Origin of the sequence: Pseudomonas sp. WS 5078, from assembly GCF_012985745.1 — a bacterium.
GTDB lineage: Bacteria > Pseudomonadota > Gammaproteobacteria > Pseudomonadales > Pseudomonadaceae > Aquipseudomonas > Aquipseudomonas lundensis_A.
The window spans coordinates 1-15,589 of record NZ_JAAQWX010000019.1 but is presented as its reverse complement, the minus strand read 5'-3'; the positions used below and the strand labels follow the sequence as shown (position 1 = coordinate 15,589).

Genomic DNA, 15,589 nt, shown 5'->3' with positions numbered 1-15,589 from the left:
ATGACTCCTGTTTTCGGCTGGAGAAATATTCACATGCACTGTAGGAAATTATTTATCTATGATGATCAGAATTTGATCAATTAAGACTTGATCAATTCATCTTTCGCTAACAATCGGGAATTTTTATGCAAGGTGATCTGGACGCTTACGACCGCAGGATTTTGGCACTGCTGCAAGAAGACGCGTCACTGTCCAGCGCGCAGATCGCAGAAAAAGTGGGCTTGTCGCAGTCACCCTGCTGGCGCCGGATTCAGCGCATGAAAGACGAAGGCATCATTCGGGGGCAAGTGACCTTGCTGGATCGCAAGAAGGTCGGCCTGAACACGCAGATCTTTGCTGAGGTAAAACTCAATGCCCACGGGCGCTCCAACTTTACCCAATTCACCGATGCGATCCGTGGTTTCCCGCAAGTACTGGAGTGCTATGTGCTGATGGGGTCGGTGGATTTTTTGCTGCGGATCGTGACCCCGGACATCGAGGCTTATGAACGTTTCTTCTTCGAGCAACTGTCGATGGTGCCGGGCATTCAAGAAGTGAACTCGATTGTGGCGCTGTCCGAAATCAAATCGACCACGTGCCTGCCGGTGTAGCGCACAAATAAAAACGGCCTTCACAAGGAAGGCCGTGGATGAGCTGTCAGTGAACAAACAGCGCAATCAGGATGATGATCGGGATTGGGATACCGAGGAAAAACAGCAGTAATGAGCGCATTTTTATTCTCCAGAATTAACGGACAACCGTGGTGGTCGTGGTGTGGTCGATGTAAGTCACAGCGTCGCGACGACGACCGCCAAAGGTGGCACACAGGCTGGCGAAGAACGCACCGATCAGCAGGGTGATGAACATCCACAGGGTGGTCCAGGCAGCGACCTTGGCGGCTGTGTCAGCGGCTTCTTTGGTTTTAACTTTGGCTTCTTCAATAGCTTGATGGGCCTTGGCGTAGACCTGATCAACCCGTTGCTCGGCTTCTGGCTGAGTCAGGTTGGTACGCTGAGCGACAATTTGTGCCAGGTAGGTACGGTCGTCAGCGCTCAGTTGGCCTTCATTGCCCAGGCTGCGAACGAAGATGCGGGTCACGATGCCGTGGGCGGCGTCTTCGCTGACAGCGGTGCCACGATCATCGCGAAACAGCGTGTCGATGAAGTAATCCGAGCTGTTGCCCGTACCCTGGTTGGCGTGGTTACCAGCGGCACTGCTCATGGCGGTGGCTGCACCTGATGCGACATTGGCACCGGCCTGTACGCCGCTGCCAATCATGCTACTGACCGAACCGGCAACCAGTGTCGCAGTGACCAGCGTAGCCACAGCCCACGCGAGGAAGCCATGGGCAGTGTCGCGGAAGTACACTTCATCGCCATGCATGTTTGCCCATTTGACCCGCAGACGACCGGCCAGATAGCCGCCCATGCCCGAGGCAATAATTTGTGTCACGGCCAGCCAGATAATGGCTGTGATGCCCAACCCTTTGGCGCCTACGCCTTCGCCAGACCACGGCGACACGGCTGAAAAGCCCAAGCCTGCGCCCAGCATCAGCAGCAAGAGGGAGAGTGCAGCGGCAGCGGCGGCACCTGCAAAGATCGCGGCCCATGACACACCGGAGTGGCCAGAGCTGTCTTGCAGGGCAGCGGGATAGTGTTCTGTAGTCCCGATCATTATTGTTGTGCTCCTGAAATGGTGAGAAGTGCAGCCTTCATTTCAGTGATTGCAGGGGTTGTGCCAAGCCGTGATTTATAAAAAATATCTACAAATCAATAACTTATAAACCTGATTAATTTGCTTGGTCATGCAGGTTGCATGATTGGCGGCAAAGAGGCGGGCGTAATGCATTGAAACAATTTCACGAGAGATGCCATTCAAGACACCCATAAAAAACGGGAGCCGTTAGGGGCTCCCGTTTTTTATGGGTGTCATCAATGATGACGGTGTTTGTTCTTCTTGCGGTGACCATAGGCATGGCCGCGACCTGGGTGGTCATCGCGGTAATAGCGGCGATTGCCGCGATCACGGTAATGACGATCATCAGCGTCGCTTTTGTTACCCATATAGTTGCCCAACGCGCCGCCTGCACCACCGCCAGCTGCTGCGCCGACCAGTCCGCCGGTGCTGCCGCCCATGCTGCGGCCCAATACGTTACCGCCGGCTGCGCCGAGTGCACCACCGATGGCGGCTTCGCCACGGCTGCGTTTATCGGCACCTACGGCACTACCGGCCGCGCCGCCTACGCCTGCGCCAATGGCTGATCCGGTCGAGCCGCCGAGTTGTTGACCAACCACAGCGCCAAGAACCCCGCCTAATGCGCCGCCTACACCGGCTTCGGTGGTGCCACCGGCCGAGGCTACGCCACTGACCAGGCCAAGGGACAACAAGAGAATCGAGGTGAGCTTCATAAGTGAGCCTCAAAGGGATGACGGCGCGATCCTGAGGCTGTACGCGGTTGGTTACAATCGAAATCCGACCAGTAACACGAGTTGTACACCATTTACTAAGTTATTGTTTTTAAACGGGAACTTAATAGGTTTTGCACGGTCTGAGCATTAGTTCGGACAGGCCGCTTTCTCAGGAAAGCGGCCTTTTTTGTGTCTAAAAGAAAAGCGCCGCGTCATGTGGGCATAGCGATCCGGCCACCTGACTGCCTCGATGCTTTTGCCTTCTGCGTCAGAGGCTATTGCAATGGCCATCGGTGCGGATGCCGGACTCGCCCGTGTGGCAGGTGGCGGCATCATGCAACAGCGTATGACCTGGGCAATCCGGGGTGCGGGGCGACCGGTCAGTGTTTTTTTAATGGGCTTACTCCCGACCAAAATGGGCGACGGCACACTCCATACCGACGAACAACTGCGCTGCATGAGCAAGGCCGCAACACGGGTGCGCTTTCAGTTCCGACGTGATGCCGAAGGGGTAATGCAGATTTACGGCATTCACACCGGCGCGTCAGGTGATGACTCAGTACGCACCGCGCAGGTGAAATGGAACGCGAACAAGACTGCATTGGAGGCCGAACTAAACGGGATGACCCTCCTCTGGACGCCACCCCACAGCCCTTCAAGAATACCGCCACTGACTTACCCCCGATGCTATCCGCACCCTCTCATGTGGGGACCGTACACCTGAACCAACGTTTGATGGACGTGCATAAAGTGAGCACGCGAAATCAATTGCATGCACATATCCTTAATGGATGCCTTGCATGCCTGGACGTAAGAACTGCCGCTTTGCAGGTTCGCTGCGCAGCGGTCAGGGTGCAGCGGCGCTGATGAGCTTGATCCAAACGTGCAAATTCAACGGACATGATCCGTACGCATACTGTTATTTCTGGCAGTGGCACCTTGTACAAAAAAGGTCGAGCATGCGCAAAGTCGTTTGGCAGATTTCCGCCTGACGCAGCACTTACAAAAAGCACGGAAAACGCAGTGTTTTGTACAAAGCGATACGTAAGATCGAGAAGGCCAAGGCCCAGGTTCGCGCCAAGGTCGAACACCCGTTTCGGGTAATTAAACGCCAGTTTGGTTACGAAAAAGTGCGTTTTCGGGGTTTGGCCAAGAATACAGCGCAGATGGTGACGTTGTTCGCTCTGTCAAACCTGTGGATGGCGCGCCGTTATTTGTTGGCGAACGCAGGCAAGGTGCGTGTGTAATGCAGGAAACGACCGCTGCAACGAACTTTGCAGCGGTCGAAAGGGCTGAAAAACAAAGATGATTGAGCAAATTTCGACAAGCGTCGTTTTTTGAAAAGTGCCGACGACTCGATAGTCGGAAAAAATCCGGCTACTTCAGAGCATCCTTAGCATATAAAAACTCCGTTTTCTGCGTCCTCCCGTGGAAGCCAAATCCTACGTTGCACAGGCTTCACAGTGGGTCATTTGGTTTAACCACGTAATCATTGCGCACACTTTTTACTTGAATCCCCAAGCCTTGCAAATGGTCTTCGACGGGCCTCAGTTGATTGAAGTTTGGTCGATAATGCCCTGAATAATTCTTTATATACAGATGGCCTTTATCTTTAAAAATATAACCCGCCCCAATGACATTGTTGCTAGCACCTGGGTTCTGACTGCCAATTTCCGCAAAACTTGCGTGACTTGGATAGGGTTGATCAGCCGCGGGAAAGCTGCCCATGATAAATTTTTGATCTTGAGTTAATACAAATTTATGCAGAGTGCGTTCATCACTCACTCCGGACAAGCTTTCTTTACCTGTAACCACAGAGACTTGGGCAGTCTCATCTTTTATTTTCCTGCGGGTAAAATCTAATTCTTGCTCCAGATCTAAAATTTTTCTATTTCGAAGTTTACGCCATGTAATGGGGCCTTCGATTCTGGTAAATAAACTTCGTTTAAAGCGGCGAGAGGCAAGAAGCACCAACGCCATGGTTTTAAAGCTAATGTGTCCACTAGGATCTTGATTATTTATGGGGTTCCCTTGGCAATAGGCGTAGCAATTCACTCCCCCCCGACCAAATGGACTAAGGCTATCTGGACTATTGAAACGCATAAGTATGAGGTTAAATGCCCGATAGCCCTGACCCAACAAATAATGCCCGGTCATAGGATCAGGCCGTTCACCGTTAAAACCCAGTAAATTAAGTAAGCCGTTCGTTGTTGGACGATGGCCATAAGGGTCGTAGCTCTGCGGTTGGCTAATTGCAGGACTGACGCCGTGCAGCACCGATGTTTGCAGATCCGTGGCAAGTAGAGTGACAGCATCGTCGGAGTGTAACTCAGCCAGAGGCGTGGCATCATGTTCGAAAAAACACGTGCTCCTATGGCCCTGAATCTCGGTCGCTAAACGGGTGCCGTTATAAAAACGTTGAGCCGAATGAGCGCCTGTCAAACGGTCCAACGGGTCATACAGATAGAGGTTGGCGATGGCTTTGCGTGGTGTGCTCATGTGCCTTTCTCAATGAAAATAGTTATCGGCACATAAGAATCTGCACATTTATCAGCTATGTATAGCTAGTTGATCTGTTAGGTACGGGGGCCCAAGCTACTCGTCGAATCCACCAAACCAGCGTTTGATGGACGGTCCGCCAGTCGCATATAAAGTGAGCACGGGGGCCGCTTCAGTCGCAATTAATCCGAGCCTGAAAGTGCGCTGAATGCAAGATCAATCTATCTCGGTTATGGGGATCCTGGGTGACCTCTTCACTAGTGAGCTGGTTTACTTCCTAGGGCTTCGCTGCTAACTGTTCGAGGCGGGCACCCACGTCTGCCCGCCAACTTCTAGCGTCACCGTCCCCAAGGTTGTCCTCAAGTCGCAATAAGACACTTGGCGGGTGCTCATTGCACGCGGTGACGCGGTGGCTTTAGAGATTGCAGGCGTTATGCCTCAGCTCGCCTTGGCCATGATCAGCTTCGACGGCGTGGCTGTCTCAAGGCAAATGGCCACGAACTTGGACGTCGGGGTGTGGCTGCCATCCCCGGTGCTTTCCAGTGGCACCAACGGGTTTACTTCGGGGTAGTAGGCGGCCGCTTGCCCTGCCGGGATATCAAATGCCAGCAAGGTGAAATTTTTAACCCGGCGTTCGTGTTCGTCATCCCAGATAGACACGATGTCCACCAATTGCCCCGGCTTGAAGCCCAGTCGAATAATGTCGGCCTCATTCACAAACAGCACGTTACGTTGGCCTTTTACCCCGCGATAGCGGTCATCCAGCCCGTAAATGGTGGTGTTGTACTGATCGTGCGAGCGCATGGATTGCAGGATCAGGTCCGGCAGGCGACCCGTCGCGCGGGTGCGTGCATCGACCAGATCCCGAGGCAGAGCGTTGGGCTTGAAGTTGGCGCGGCCTGAGGGAGTATTCCACTGGCGCGCACCCGCCGCGTTGCCCAGATAGAACCCGCCCGGGTGCTGCACACGGGTATTGAAGTCTTTGAAGCCGGGGATAGTGTCAGCGATCAGCTCGCGGATGCGGCTGTAATCCCCGACGATCCAGCTCCAGTCGATCGGGTGCGTACCCAAGGTCGCCGCTGCGATCCCGGCGATGATCGCCGGTTCGGAACGCATCTGATTCGACAAGGGCTGCAACTGGCCATTAGACGCGTGAACCATGCTGAACGAGTCTTCCACGGTGACCGCTTGCGGGCCTTCGGCCTGAATGTCGATGTCAGTTCGGCCAAGACAAGGCAAGATCAGTGCTTCCTTGCCGTGCATTAAATGGCTGCGGTTGAGCTTGGTGCTGATTTGCACGGTCAGGTCGCAATTGCGCAGGGCCTGCGCCGTGCGCGGGCTGTCGGGCGTAGCCTGGGCAAAGTTGCCGCCCAGCCCGATGAAGACCTTGGCGCGCCCTTCAAGCATGGCGTGGATGGCTTCCACCACGTTGTGCCCGTTCTCGCGCGGCACATTGAATTTGAAACGACGCTCCAGGGCATCGAGAAAGGCCACCGGTGGGCGTTCGTTAATGCCCATGGTGCGGTCGCCTTGCACGTTACTGTGACCGCGCACCGGGCACAGACCTGCACCGGGACGGCCAATGTTGCCGCGCAACAGCATCAGGTTGGCGATTTCCTGAATGGTCTGCACCGAGTGACGATGCTGGGTAATGCCCATGGCCCAGCACATGATGACGTTCTTGCCCTTGAGGTACATGCGCGCGGCACGCTCGATGTCTTCCAGCGTCAGGCCGGATTGCTCGATCAGGTGCTCCCATGACGTGTCATCCAGGCTGGCGATGTAGTCCAGCACGCCTGTGGTGTGTTCATTAAGAAACGGGTGATCGAAGACTGCCGGTTCGCCCGCCGCCTGGGCATCGCGCTCCCACTGCAACAGAAACTTGGCCATGCCGCGCAAGAGCGCCATATCGCCACCCAGCGCCGGGCGCAGGTAAGCCGTGTTGGTTGGACGGTCGCCGTTGGTGAGCATCTCCAGCGGGTGTTGTGGGTGCTGGAAGCGCTCAAGGCCGCGCTCTTTCAGCGGGTTGACGCACACCACCTGCGCGCCGCGTTTCACGGCTTCACGCAGGGGCTCAAGCATGCGCGGGTGGTTAGTGCCGGGGTTTTGCCCGAGCACAAAAATGGCGTCCGCATGTTCAAAATCGTCGAACGTGACCGTACCCTTGCCCACCCCGACGCTTTGCGCAAGTGCAACACCGCTGGCTTCATGGCACATGTTCGAGCAGTCGGGGAAGTTGTTGGTGCCAAACGCACGCACAAACAATTGATACAAATACGCCGCTTCGTTGCTGGCGCGGCCCGAGGTATAGAACTCGGCCTGATTGGGGCTCGTCAGGTTCAGCAGGTGCTTGGCTATCAGGGCGAATGCGGCATCCCATGTGATGGGCACATACCGGTCGGTTGGTGCGTCGTAACGCATGGGCTCGGTCAGGCGGCCCTGGTATTCGAGCCAGTAATCGCTTTGCTCCAGCAGCGCGCTCACGCTGTGTTTGGCGAAGAATTTGGCATCGACACGCCGTTTGGTGGCTTCCCAGTTAACGGCTTTGGCGCCATTTTCGCAGAATTTGACCAGCCCGCTTTCCGGCGAGTCGCCCCAGGCACAACCGGGGCAGTCGAAACCGCCGTTTTGGTTGGTCTTGAGCATCATGCGCAAGTTTTTCAGGGCGTTGTCACTGGTCAACCAGGCGTGCGCCACACTGATCAGCGCGCCCCAGCCACCTGCCGGGCCTTTATAGGGCTTGTAGCGAGGGGTCGGGGTTTGGTCGGCTTGATGATGAGTGCTCACGCTGGATTCTCCTGCGCCGGGCTATAGACCCGCGGCGCGCTTTTTTGCGGCAGATGAATGAGGTTGAGGTTGTGGCGGCGAGCCCATTGCAGCGCCAAGCCCGTAGGCGAGGACAGGCTGATCAGGGTCTGAATGCCTGCGCGCAACACTTTTTGAATCAGTTCGAGGCTGCAACGGCTGGTGACAATCGCCGCGCCGCCGCTCAGGTCGATGTGTTGGCGCGCCAATGCACCGATCAACTTGTCGAGCGCGTTATGTCGGCCGATGTCTTCGCGACCCATCAGCAATTGGCCTTTGGCGTCCATGTAAACGGCGGCATGTACGGCGCCGCAGTGCTGGCCCAGCGGTTGAAACGCGCTGATGCGCTGGCGTAGACCGTCCAGCCATTGCGCGGGCGGAAGGGGCGCACCGGGCAGTACGTTCAGGTCGGGCAGCGCTTGCTCGACGGCTTCGACGCCGCACAGTCCGCAGCCGCTGGTGCCTGCCAATTGGCGACGTTGCTGTTTGAGGTTCCAGAACGCCCGGCTGGCGATTTCTACGTGCGCATACTGCGCCGAGCCTGCGCCGCTGAGCTTGAGGTCATAAATGTCGCTCGGGTCTTGAATGATCCCGCTACCCAGGCTGAAACCGACGATGAAGTCCTCAAGGTCAGTGGGCGTGACCAGCATCACCGCTTGATTGATGCCATTGAAGGCAATCGCCAGCGCGACCTCTTCGGCAAGGGCAGTTTCAGCGCCGCTGCTGTGGTCCAGCGTGACGTAGTGATAATTCTGGCTGGCGGCGGGCGCGGGCGAATCCTGGGCGGGCGCCGCGCACGTAGGGCGCTTGGCGTTCATAAGGCTGTTCCGACGGAATATTCAGCAATAAGGGTAGGCGCGACACTCTGTCGCGTCTAATCGCTAGTGCTGATCTATTGATAGATGCCGTCGATCATGAAGTTGCTGATGATTTCCGATACAGCGAGAAGCAGGCCTCCGCCAGCGCCGACCGTGGTGCTTCGCGGCGCATGATCAAACCCAGAGGGGCGAGGGTTTGCGCGTCGGCAATCGGGTGCAGGCGCAGGTCGTCGGTCAGGGCTTCAAGGCCGCCTTCAAGCGGCATCACCGCGCAGCACAATCCGCCATGAACGGCCTGCAACAGCTGATGAACTGCATCGGTTTGCAGCAAGGGTTGTGGGGTCAGCCCGCGGCTGTGGAAATTGTGATCGATGGACTGACGAAAATGCATGCCGCCACTGAGCAGCGCCAACGGCAACTCAATCAAGGCTGCCCAACTCAACGGCTGTTCACCGAACGTGAAGTGCCGTTGGTCGTATAAAAGACCCATGCGGGTGTCGTTCAAGGTGAGCGAGTCGAAACGCTCATGGTCGAGCCGATCGAGGTAAGACACGCCCACATCCAGCTGATTGCGGGCCAATTGATCCAAGATCTGTTCGGAGCTGAGCGCCGACAATTCAAAGCGCAGTTCGGGGTGCGCCTTGTGCATTTGTTGCAACAACGGCAGCGGGTCAAAACTCGACAACGGCACCACGCCCAGGCGCAACGTGCCGATCAAATTGCCCCGGCAGGCAGCCGCTTCAGCCTGCAAGCCATCGTAGGCGGACAGCACCGTTCTGGCCCATGCCAGCACGCGCTCACCGGGGGCAGTAAAGCTTTCAAAGCGCTGGCCGCGATTGACCAACTGCAAACCCAACTCCTGCTCAAGGCTGCGCAAGCGCATGGACAGCGTAGGTTGGGTGATATGGCAGCGGGCGGCCGCCTGACCGAAGTGACGGGTTTCATCGAGGGCGATCAGGAATTTCAGTTGTTTGATGTCCATGCTCGCTCCACGCGCAAATCGTCGGGGGATTCTAACGCGCCCATCCCTGAACCTGCCTGTCGAATGTTGGTCTACGCTGTGTGTCTGGATATTCCAACCCTAGGAGCGTGAACGATGAGTATTTTTAGCTTTATGAAGGAAGCAGGCGAAAAAGTAATCGACTTGCTGACACCGGACAAAGCCAACGCCTCGGAAGAACTCAAGAAGCACGTAGAAAAAGTAGGTTTGGGCAATCCGAACATCAGCGCCACCGTTGAGGGCGATAAAGTGATCGTCACAGGCGAGGTCGCGACTCAAGAAGAGAAAGAAAAAATCATTCTCGCGGCGGGCAATATCGCAGGTGTTGCCAGCGTTGAAGACAACATCACTGTAACCGGTCCGATGGTTGCTGCTTCGCGTTTTGTGGTTGTGCAAAAGGGCGACACCCTCAGCGCAATCTCTCTCACGGTGTACGGCGACGCGAACAAGTATCAAAAAATCTTTGAAGCCAACAAACCGATGCTTAAAGACCCGAACAAAATCTACCCGGGTCAGACATTGCGCATCCCTGAGTAAACCCTGGTGGTTTTCGGCAGCGATGACAGGTGTGCACGCACGTGTGTCGCTGCCGAGGCACGAGGCTGGGATTCCCCATCCGCTTCATTAGCCTTGGCTCAAAGCCCTTCCAGTAACTCGCGGTAATCCCCCAGCGCGGCAAACTCCTTGGTGTCTTTCGGGCCTTTTTTGCTGTCCGGCTGCTTGACCGCCAACAGATGTCTCACGCCAAAATCCCGTGCACTGCGCAGAATTGGCAAGGTGTCGTCGATAAACAGGCTGCGCGCGGGCTCGAAACCGATATCGGCGTGCAGCGCATCCCAGAACTGCGGGCTTTCCTTGGGGAAACCGTAGTCGTGGGAGCTGATCAGCCTTTCGAAGTAGGGCGCCAGTTCAATGCGTTCCAATTTCAAGGACAACGAATCGCGGTGCGCGTTGGTGATCATAATCACCCGCTTGCCTGCTTCTTTGATGGCGGCTAAAAACGTATCGGCATCAGGGCGCAGGGCAATCAGGTCAGCGGTTTCGCGTTTCAATTCGCGGACCGGGATCTTCAGCTCGGCGCTCCAGAAGTCCAGGCAGTACCATTGCAATTGGCCTGCATTGCGCTCAAACAACGGCATCAGCTCCAGTTCAGCCATGGCCCGGCTGATGCCATGCAGTTCGGCATAGCGTTGGGGCAAGTGTTCGAGCCAGAAGTGGTTGTCGTAATGCAGGTCGAGCAGCGTGCCGTCCATGTCCAGCAGAACGGTATCAATGTCGCGCCAAGGTAACGCTGTCATGCAAAACTTCTCCCGCAGTTGAAAACATCCGACCAAGACAATCGGAAAAGCCGGGGTATAGTAACCCGTTCATATTGAGGAGCCGCTATGCGCCAAAAACCCACCGTACTCGCCCGTGAAATTGTTGCCAGTAGCCGATTGTTTCGTGTTGAAGAAGTGCAGCTGCGCTTTTCCAACGGCGTTGAGCGTACGTATGAACGGCTGGTGGGGCGCGGCAATGGCTATGGCGCAGTGATGATCGTGGCGATGATCGATGCCGAGCATGCCCTGTTGGTCGAAGAGTATTGCGGCGGCACCGACGAATACGAAGTGTCCCTGCCCAAAGGGCTGATCGAGCCGGGCGAAGACGTACTGGCGGCTGCCGAGCGTGAGTTGAAGGAAGAAGCGGGCTATGGCGCCCGTCAGTTGGAGCACCTCACCGAGCTGTCACTGTCACCGGGCTACATGAGCCAGAAGATCCAAGTGGTGCTGGCCACCGACCTGTATGAGTCGCGTCTGGAAGGTGATGAGCCGGAGCCCATGCGTGTCGAGAAAGTGAATTTGCGCGAGCTGTCGGCGCTGGTACAAAACCCGCAATTCACCGAGGGTCGTGCCTTGGCGGCGTTGTATCTGGCGCGGGATCTGCTGACGCAGCGCGGAGCATTTGCGCTGTGAGCCTGTCTGTCCCTCAACTGCTTCAAGGCGTGATTCAACTGGTGCATCAGGCAGGTGACGCCATCTTGCCGTTTTGGCGAGCCGACGTTGCGGTCATTGCCAAGGCGGATGATTCTCCGGTGACGGCTGCTGATCTGGCAGCCCATCATGTGCTGCTCGACGGCCTGACAGCGCTCGACTCGAGCATCCCGGTGTTGTCCGAAGAAGATGCCAACATCGCCCAGGACGTGCGTGCCGGGTGGTCTCGCTGGTGGTTGGTAGACCCGTTGGACGGCACCAAGGAATTCATTTGCGGCAGTGAAGAGTTCACCGTCAACGTCGCCTTGATCGAGCACGGCCGTGTGGTGTTTGGTGTGGTATCGATGCCGACCAGCGGCCGCTGCTATTACGGTGGTGCGGACCTCGGCGCATGGCGTGCAGAAGGCGACAAGGTCGAGCGTATCAACGTGCGCACGGCCCCGCCTGTGGGCGAGCCGTTGACCGTCGTCGCCAGCCGCCGTCATTCCAGCCCGGCGCAAGAGCAACTGTTGGCGGGTTTGAGTGAACACCTGGGTGATTTAAAGCTCACCAGCGTCGGCAGCTCGCTCAAATTTTGTTTACTGGCTGAAGGTGCGGCCGATTGCTACCCGCGTCTGGCTCCGACGTCACAGTGGGATACTGCAGCGGCGCAAGGCGTGCTCGAAGGTGCGGGTGGCGTGGTGTTGCAACTGGATGGCCAGCCGTTCACCTACCCGGCGCGGGCATCGCTGCTCAATGACTCGTTTTTGGCATTGCCGGAAAAAGCGCCCTGGCGCGAGATGCTGTTGGAGCTTGTCCATAAGTAACCGGTATTGCCCCTCGTTCCACCCTCAACGATGCAACACATACTGGCCGCTGAAGCAGACGGCGTCTTCTTCGCCGTCTGTATTGATGACCTGGGTTTGCAGTGTCAGGCGCGCGCGGCCATGGCGTGTGTACATGCTCAAAAACGTGTTTCATGCTGCCTCGTTCGGCGCATCGCACAGCACAATCGCGTCCTGCGTGACCGGCAGCGGGTAGCTGATATGGCCCTCCTGAATCACGATGCCCGCCTTCAATGCCTGCTTCGCGTAGCCCTCAGAAACACACGGTTACGAGGCTAAATTGACCGGGCCTCGGACTCGACTGCAACCTTCATGCTTCAAATGAGCTGACAGGCGCGTCCCATGCACAAGGACGGTAAAGACGACCCTTTTTTCGAGCCCCTCTGGAAGCCGAAACGCCCAAACGGTGGTGCCTCATGGGCTGCATGGCAAACGTCGGCCGCGCCAGCGCCGGTGTATATCCCAAAAGAGCAATGGCCCTCTCCCAAGCAACGTACTGACGTGGTCTTCGCCAAGTCCTGCGTTGCTGAAAACTGGTGCAGCACGGAGGTAGGTACGGACACCGAGCCCGCCTCCAACTTTGGCAACGTCATGGTCGTTGCTTCCATGCTTTTGCCTTCCGCGTCAGAGGCCATTGCATTAGCCATCGGTGCAGATGCCGGACTCGCCCGTGTAGCGGGTGGCGGCATCATGCAACAGCGCATGACGTGGGCAATACGTGGCGCGGGAGGCCCGGTCAGCGTTTTTCTAATGGGCATGCTCCCCGCCAAAATGGGCGACGGCACACTCCATACCGACGAACAACTGCGCAGCATGAGCAAAGCCTCTACACGGGTGCGCTTTCAGTTCCGACGTGATGCCGAAGGGGTCATGCAGATTTACGGTATTCACACCGGCGCGTCGGGCGATGACTCAGTACGCACCGTGCAGGTGAAGTGGAACGCAACCAAGACGGCGTTGGAGGCCGACCTAAACGGGATCACCCTCCTCTGGACGCCACCCCACAGCGCTTCAAGAATGCCGCCACTGACTTACCCCGACGAAAGCGGCAAGCAGCTGGGCACCATCCTGGTACACCCGATCCCGGAGAACACTGACAGTTAGCTTGAAGGGCTTCCCGGCGAAGACATTACACTCGACGACTGTATTCTGGTCTTTCCTGCGGATACGGGCCTGAAGTCGCTGTATGTGGTGTATGCGAAGCCTTTTGGTGGTGATATCAAATACCACGCTGCACCGAATACTCTTCCTGCTTTCCCCGATGCTGTCGATGTCCGTAGCAAAGGAAATCGACAGCGCTGGAAAAGCAAAAGACGAATCTACGAATGGGATTATCAGCATGGAGCAGTGGAAGTGTATGACAAACAAGGAAACCACTTAGGGGAGTACGACGCGACTACTGGTGAACAAACTGGAAAAGCCAAGCCTGAAAGACGAATCACAACTAAGTGAATTAGGAGTTTCACCCATGGTATTTATTGCAATCAGTGGCTTTTATCCAGAGCCCAACCCAGACGACTCTTTGCAGTACAAGAAAAGCGTCCCACAAGAGTTAGAGCCAGCAATACTCGCTGCAATGGGCTGGACCACCCTGGGTGATGTCCCTGAGGGAGAGCATGAACTAACGCCAGATCAATCGATCGCGGCTATGGCGATACTGGGTGACCCCTTGAATAGTGAGTTGGTTTACTTCTTAGGACTTCGCAGCAGTCTGCTTTAGGTGGGTACCAACGTCTCCCCGCCAACTTTTCGTGTCACCGCCTACAAGGTTGAACGCGAGACGCTGTTGCAGCTTGCCCGTACCTAACCGGCATTGACCCTCGTTCCAGGGTCAACGATGCAACACATACTGGCCGCTGAAGCGGACGGCGTCTTCTTCGCCGTCTGTATTGATGACCCGGGTTTGCAGTGTCAGGCGCGCGCGGCTATGGCGTGTGTACATGCTCAAAAACGTGTTCCATGCTGCCTCGTTCGGCGCATCGCACAGCACAATCGCGTCCTGCGTGACCGGCAGCGGGTAGCTGATATGGCCCTCCTGAATCACGATGCCCGCCTTCAATGCCTGCTTCGCGTAGCCCTCAGAAACACACGGTTACGAGGCTAAATTGACCGGGCCTCGGACTCGACTGCAACCTTCATGCTTCAAATGAGCTGACAGGCGCGTCCCATGAAGAAGGACGGTAAAGACGACCCTTTTTTCGAGCCCCTCTGGAAGCCGAAACGTCCAAACGGTGGTGCCTCATGGGCTGCATGGCAAACGCCGGCCGCGCCAGCACCGGTGTATATCCCAAAAGAGCAATGGCCATCTCCCAAGCAACGCACTGACGTGGTCTTCGCCAAATCCTGTGTTGCTGAAAACTGGTGCAGCACGGAGGCAGGTACGGACACCGAGCCCGCCTCCAACTTTGGCAACGTCATGGTCGTTGCCTCCATGTTTTTGCCTTCCGCGTCAGAGGCCATTGCATTGGCCATCGGTGCAGATGCCGGACTCGCCCGTGTAGCGGGTGGCGGCATCATGCAACAGCGCATGACGTGGGCAATACGTGGCGCGGGAGGCCCGGTCAGCGTTTTTCTAATGGGCATGCTCCCCGCCAAAATGGGCGACGGCACACTCCATACCGACGAACAACTGCGCAGCATGAGCAAAGCCTCTACACGGGTGCGCTTTCAATTCCGACGTGATGCCGAAGGGGTCATGCAGATTTACGGTATTCACACCGGCGCGTCGGGCGATGACTCAGTACGCACCGTGCAGGTGAAGTGGAACGCAACCAAGACGGCGTTGGAGGCCGAACTAAACGGGATCACCCTCCTCTGGACGCCACCCCACAGCGCTTCAAGAATGCCGCCACTGACTTACCCCGACGAAAGCGGCAAGCAGCTGGGCACCATCCTGGTACACCCGATCCCGGAGAACACCGACAGTCAGCTTGAAGGGCTTCCCGGCGAAGACATTACACTCGACGACTGTATTCTGGTCTTTCCTGCTGATACGGGCCTGAAGTCGCTGTATGTGGTGTATGCGAAGCCTTTTGGTGGTGATATCAAATACCACGCTGCACCGAATACTCTTCCTGCTTTCCCCGATGCTATCCGCGCCCTTCCCAAAGCAAAGCGCAGGCGCTGGGAAAGCAAAAAGCGAATTTACGAATGGGATTATCAGCATGGAGCAGTGGAAGTGTATGACAAACAAGGAAACCACTTAGGGGAGTACGACGCGACTACTGGTGAACAAACTGGAAAAGCCAAGCCTGAAAGACGAATCACAACTAAGTGAATTAGGAGT

At 56.5% G+C, this 15,589-nt stretch carries 15 protein-coding genes and 5 pseudogenes; 11 read left to right on the top strand and 9 right to left on the bottom strand.

Going from position 1 to position 15,589, the window contains the following annotated elements; translation table 11 throughout:
• Positions 1 to 125 precede the first annotated feature (125 nt).
• Positions 126 to 590, top strand: a complete 465-nt coding sequence (locus tag HBN68_RS20285; RefSeq protein WP_094993243.1) for an Lrp/AsnC family transcriptional regulator — start codon at positions 126 to 128, stop codon at positions 588 to 590.
• Positions 591 to 726: 136 nt separating this feature from the next.
• Here HBN68_RS20285 and HBN68_RS20280 read toward each other — a convergent pair whose 3' ends face one another.
• A complete protein-coding gene (locus tag HBN68_RS20280; protein ID WP_094993242.1) occupies positions 727 to 1,653 on the bottom strand; it encodes a hypothetical protein in 927 nt (308 codons plus the stop codon).
• A gap of 257 nt (positions 1,654 to 1,910) precedes the next feature.
• Entirely contained in the window at positions 1,911 to 2,387 is a 477-nt protein-coding gene (locus HBN68_RS20275; protein WP_094993241.1) for a glycine zipper domain-containing protein, read from the bottom strand.
• A 283-nt stretch (positions 2,388 to 2,670) separates the two neighbouring features.
• On the opposite strand from HBN68_RS20275, the gene HBN68_RS20270 reads away from it, so the two are divergent.
• The 3 genes and pseudogenes from HBN68_RS20270 to HBN68_RS20260 all read left to right on the top strand — a co-directional run.
• Positions 2,671 to 3,111 (top strand): S-type pyocin domain-containing protein, encoded by a 441-nt coding sequence (locus HBN68_RS20270; protein ID WP_262373529.1) that lies wholly within the window; start codon positions 2,671 to 2,673, stop codon positions 3,109 to 3,111.
• A gap of 82 nt (positions 3,112 to 3,193) precedes the next feature.
• Positions 3,194 to 3,304: pseudogene (locus tag HBN68_RS22440) on the top strand (transposase domain-containing protein); the annotation flags it as partial.
• A 45-nt stretch (positions 3,305 to 3,349) separates the two neighbouring features.
• Positions 3,350 to 3,634 (top strand): annotated as a pseudogene (locus tag HBN68_RS20260) (transposase); the annotation flags it as partial.
• 211 nt (positions 3,635 to 3,845) lie between these two features.
• Here the strand turns inward: HBN68_RS20260 and HBN68_RS20255 are convergent.
• The 4 genes from HBN68_RS20255 to HBN68_RS20240 all read right to left on the bottom strand — a co-directional run bounded on the left by HBN68_RS20255 (position 3,846) and on the right by HBN68_RS20240 (position 9,491).
• A complete protein-coding gene (locus HBN68_RS20255) occupies positions 3,846 to 4,886 on the bottom strand; it encodes an RHS repeat-associated core domain-containing protein (RefSeq protein WP_169964607.1) in 1,041 nt (346 codons plus the stop codon).
• 438 nt (positions 4,887 to 5,324) lie between these two features.
• A complete protein-coding gene (locus tag HBN68_RS20250; protein ID WP_169964604.1) occupies positions 5,325 to 7,673 on the bottom strand; it encodes an FdhF/YdeP family oxidoreductase in 2,349 nt (782 codons plus the stop codon).
• On the bottom strand, positions 7,670 to 8,509 hold the full coding sequence (gene fdhD / locus HBN68_RS20245) for a formate dehydrogenase accessory sulfurtransferase FdhD (RefSeq protein WP_169964602.1): 840 nt from the start codon (positions 8,507 to 8,509) through the stop codon (positions 7,670 to 7,672). Before fdhD ends, HBN68_RS20250 begins: the two co-directional genes overlap by 4 nt.
• A 94-nt stretch (positions 8,510 to 8,603) precedes the next feature.
• A complete protein-coding gene (locus HBN68_RS20240) occupies positions 8,604 to 9,491 on the bottom strand; it encodes a LysR family transcriptional regulator (protein ID WP_169964600.1) in 888 nt (295 codons plus the stop codon).
• Positions 9,492 to 9,605: 114 nt separating this feature from the next.
• Here HBN68_RS20240 and lysM point away from each other — a divergent pair, with 114 nt between their 5' ends.
• A complete protein-coding gene (gene lysM, locus HBN68_RS20235; RefSeq protein ID WP_169964598.1) occupies positions 9,606 to 10,046 on the top strand; it encodes a peptidoglycan-binding protein LysM in 441 nt (146 codons plus the stop codon).
• A 98-nt stretch (positions 10,047 to 10,144) separates the two neighbouring features.
• Here the strand turns inward: lysM and yrfG are convergent, their stop codons facing one another.
• Positions 10,145 to 10,807: a GMP/IMP nucleotidase gene (yrfG, locus tag HBN68_RS20230; protein WP_094993236.1), complete on the bottom strand. Its 663-nt coding sequence runs from the start codon at positions 10,805 to 10,807 to the stop codon at positions 10,145 to 10,147.
• A gap of 87 nt (positions 10,808 to 10,894) precedes the next feature.
• Here yrfG and nudE point away from each other — a divergent pair, with 87 nt between their 5' ends.
• Entirely contained in the window at positions 10,895 to 11,461 is a 567-nt protein-coding gene (gene nudE / locus HBN68_RS20225; RefSeq protein WP_094993235.1) for an ADP compounds hydrolase NudE, read from the top strand.
• A 2-nt stretch (positions 11,462 to 11,463) separates the two neighbouring features.
• Positions 11,464 to 12,285, top strand: a complete 822-nt coding sequence (cysQ, locus tag HBN68_RS20220) for a 3'(2'),5'-bisphosphate nucleotidase CysQ (RefSeq protein WP_169964686.1) — start codon at positions 11,464 to 11,466, stop codon at positions 12,283 to 12,285.
• A gap of 24 nt (positions 12,286 to 12,309) precedes the next feature.
• Here the strand turns inward: cysQ and HBN68_RS20215 are convergent.
• A pseudogene (locus tag HBN68_RS20215) lies at positions 12,310 to 12,525 on the bottom strand (YiiD C-terminal domain-containing protein); the annotation flags it as partial.
• A gap of 120 nt (positions 12,526 to 12,645) precedes the next feature.
• On the opposite strand from HBN68_RS20215, the pseudogene HBN68_RS22435 reads away from it, so the two are divergent.
• The 3 genes and pseudogenes from HBN68_RS22435 to HBN68_RS20205 all read left to right on the top strand — a co-directional run.
• A pseudogene (locus HBN68_RS22435) lies at positions 12,646 to 13,485 on the top strand (S-type pyocin domain-containing protein); the annotation flags it as partial.
• Positions 13,486 to 13,491: 6 nt separating this feature from the next.
• Positions 13,492 to 13,755 (top strand): colicin E3/pyocin S6 family cytotoxin, encoded by a 264-nt coding sequence (locus HBN68_RS22320; RefSeq protein WP_346010224.1) that lies wholly within the window; start codon positions 13,492 to 13,494, stop codon positions 13,753 to 13,755.
• Positions 13,706 to 14,023, top strand: a complete 318-nt coding sequence (locus HBN68_RS20205) for a pyocin S6 family toxin immunity protein (protein ID WP_346010223.1) — start codon at positions 13,706 to 13,708, stop codon at positions 14,021 to 14,023. The genes HBN68_RS22320 and HBN68_RS20205 overlap by 50 nt, the downstream gene beginning before the upstream one ends.
• A gap of 111 nt (positions 14,024 to 14,134) precedes the next feature.
• Here the strand turns inward: HBN68_RS20205 and HBN68_RS20200 are convergent.
• Positions 14,135 to 14,350 (bottom strand): annotated as a pseudogene (locus HBN68_RS20200) (YiiD C-terminal domain-containing protein); the annotation flags it as partial.
• Positions 14,351 to 14,470: 120 nt separating this feature from the next.
• On the opposite strand from HBN68_RS20200, the gene HBN68_RS20195 reads away from it, so the two are divergent.
• Positions 14,471 to 15,580: an S-type pyocin domain-containing protein gene (locus HBN68_RS20195; protein ID WP_169964596.1), complete on the top strand. Its 1,110-nt coding sequence runs from the start codon at positions 14,471 to 14,473 to the stop codon at positions 15,578 to 15,580.
• The last annotated feature ends 9 nt before the right edge of the window (positions 15,581 to 15,589 follow it).

Bases quoted from the DNA above. Each gene is read 5' to 3' on its own strand.
- yrfG (WP_094993236.1), bottom strand. From the start codon at position 10,807: ATGACAGCGTTACCTTGGCGCGACATTGATACCGTTCTGCTGGACATG.
- HBN68_RS20270 (WP_262373529.1), top strand. From the start codon at position 2,671: ATGGCCATCGGTGCGGATGCCGGACTCGCCCGTGTGGCAGGTGGCGGC.
- HBN68_RS20195 (WP_169964596.1), top strand. From the start codon at position 14,471: ATGAAGAAGGACGGTAAAGACGACCCTTTTTTCGAGCCCCTCTGGAAG.
- HBN68_RS20240 (WP_169964600.1), bottom strand. From the start codon at position 9,491: ATGGACATCAAACAACTGAAATTCCTGATCGCCCTCGATGAAACCCGT.
- fdhD (WP_169964602.1), bottom strand. From the start codon at position 8,509: ATGAACGCCAAGCGCCCTACGTGCGCGGCGCCCGCCCAGGATTCGCCC.
- HBN68_RS20285 (WP_094993243.1), top strand. From the start codon at position 126: ATGCAAGGTGATCTGGACGCTTACGACCGCAGGATTTTGGCACTGCTG.
- nudE (WP_094993235.1), top strand. From the start codon at position 10,895: ATGCGCCAAAAACCCACCGTACTCGCCCGTGAAATTGTTGCCAGTAGC.
- HBN68_RS20280 (WP_094993242.1), bottom strand. From the start codon at position 1,653: ATGATCGGGACTACAGAACACTATCCCGCTGCCCTGCAAGACAGCTCT.
- HBN68_RS20255 (WP_169964607.1), bottom strand. From the start codon at position 4,886: ATGAGCACACCACGCAAAGCCATCGCCAACCTCTATCTGTATGACCCG.
- lysM (WP_169964598.1), top strand. From the start codon at position 9,606: ATGAGTATTTTTAGCTTTATGAAGGAAGCAGGCGAAAAAGTAATCGAC.
- HBN68_RS20275 (WP_094993241.1), bottom strand. From the start codon at position 2,387: ATGAAGCTCACCTCGATTCTCTTGTTGTCCCTTGGCCTGGTCAGTGGC.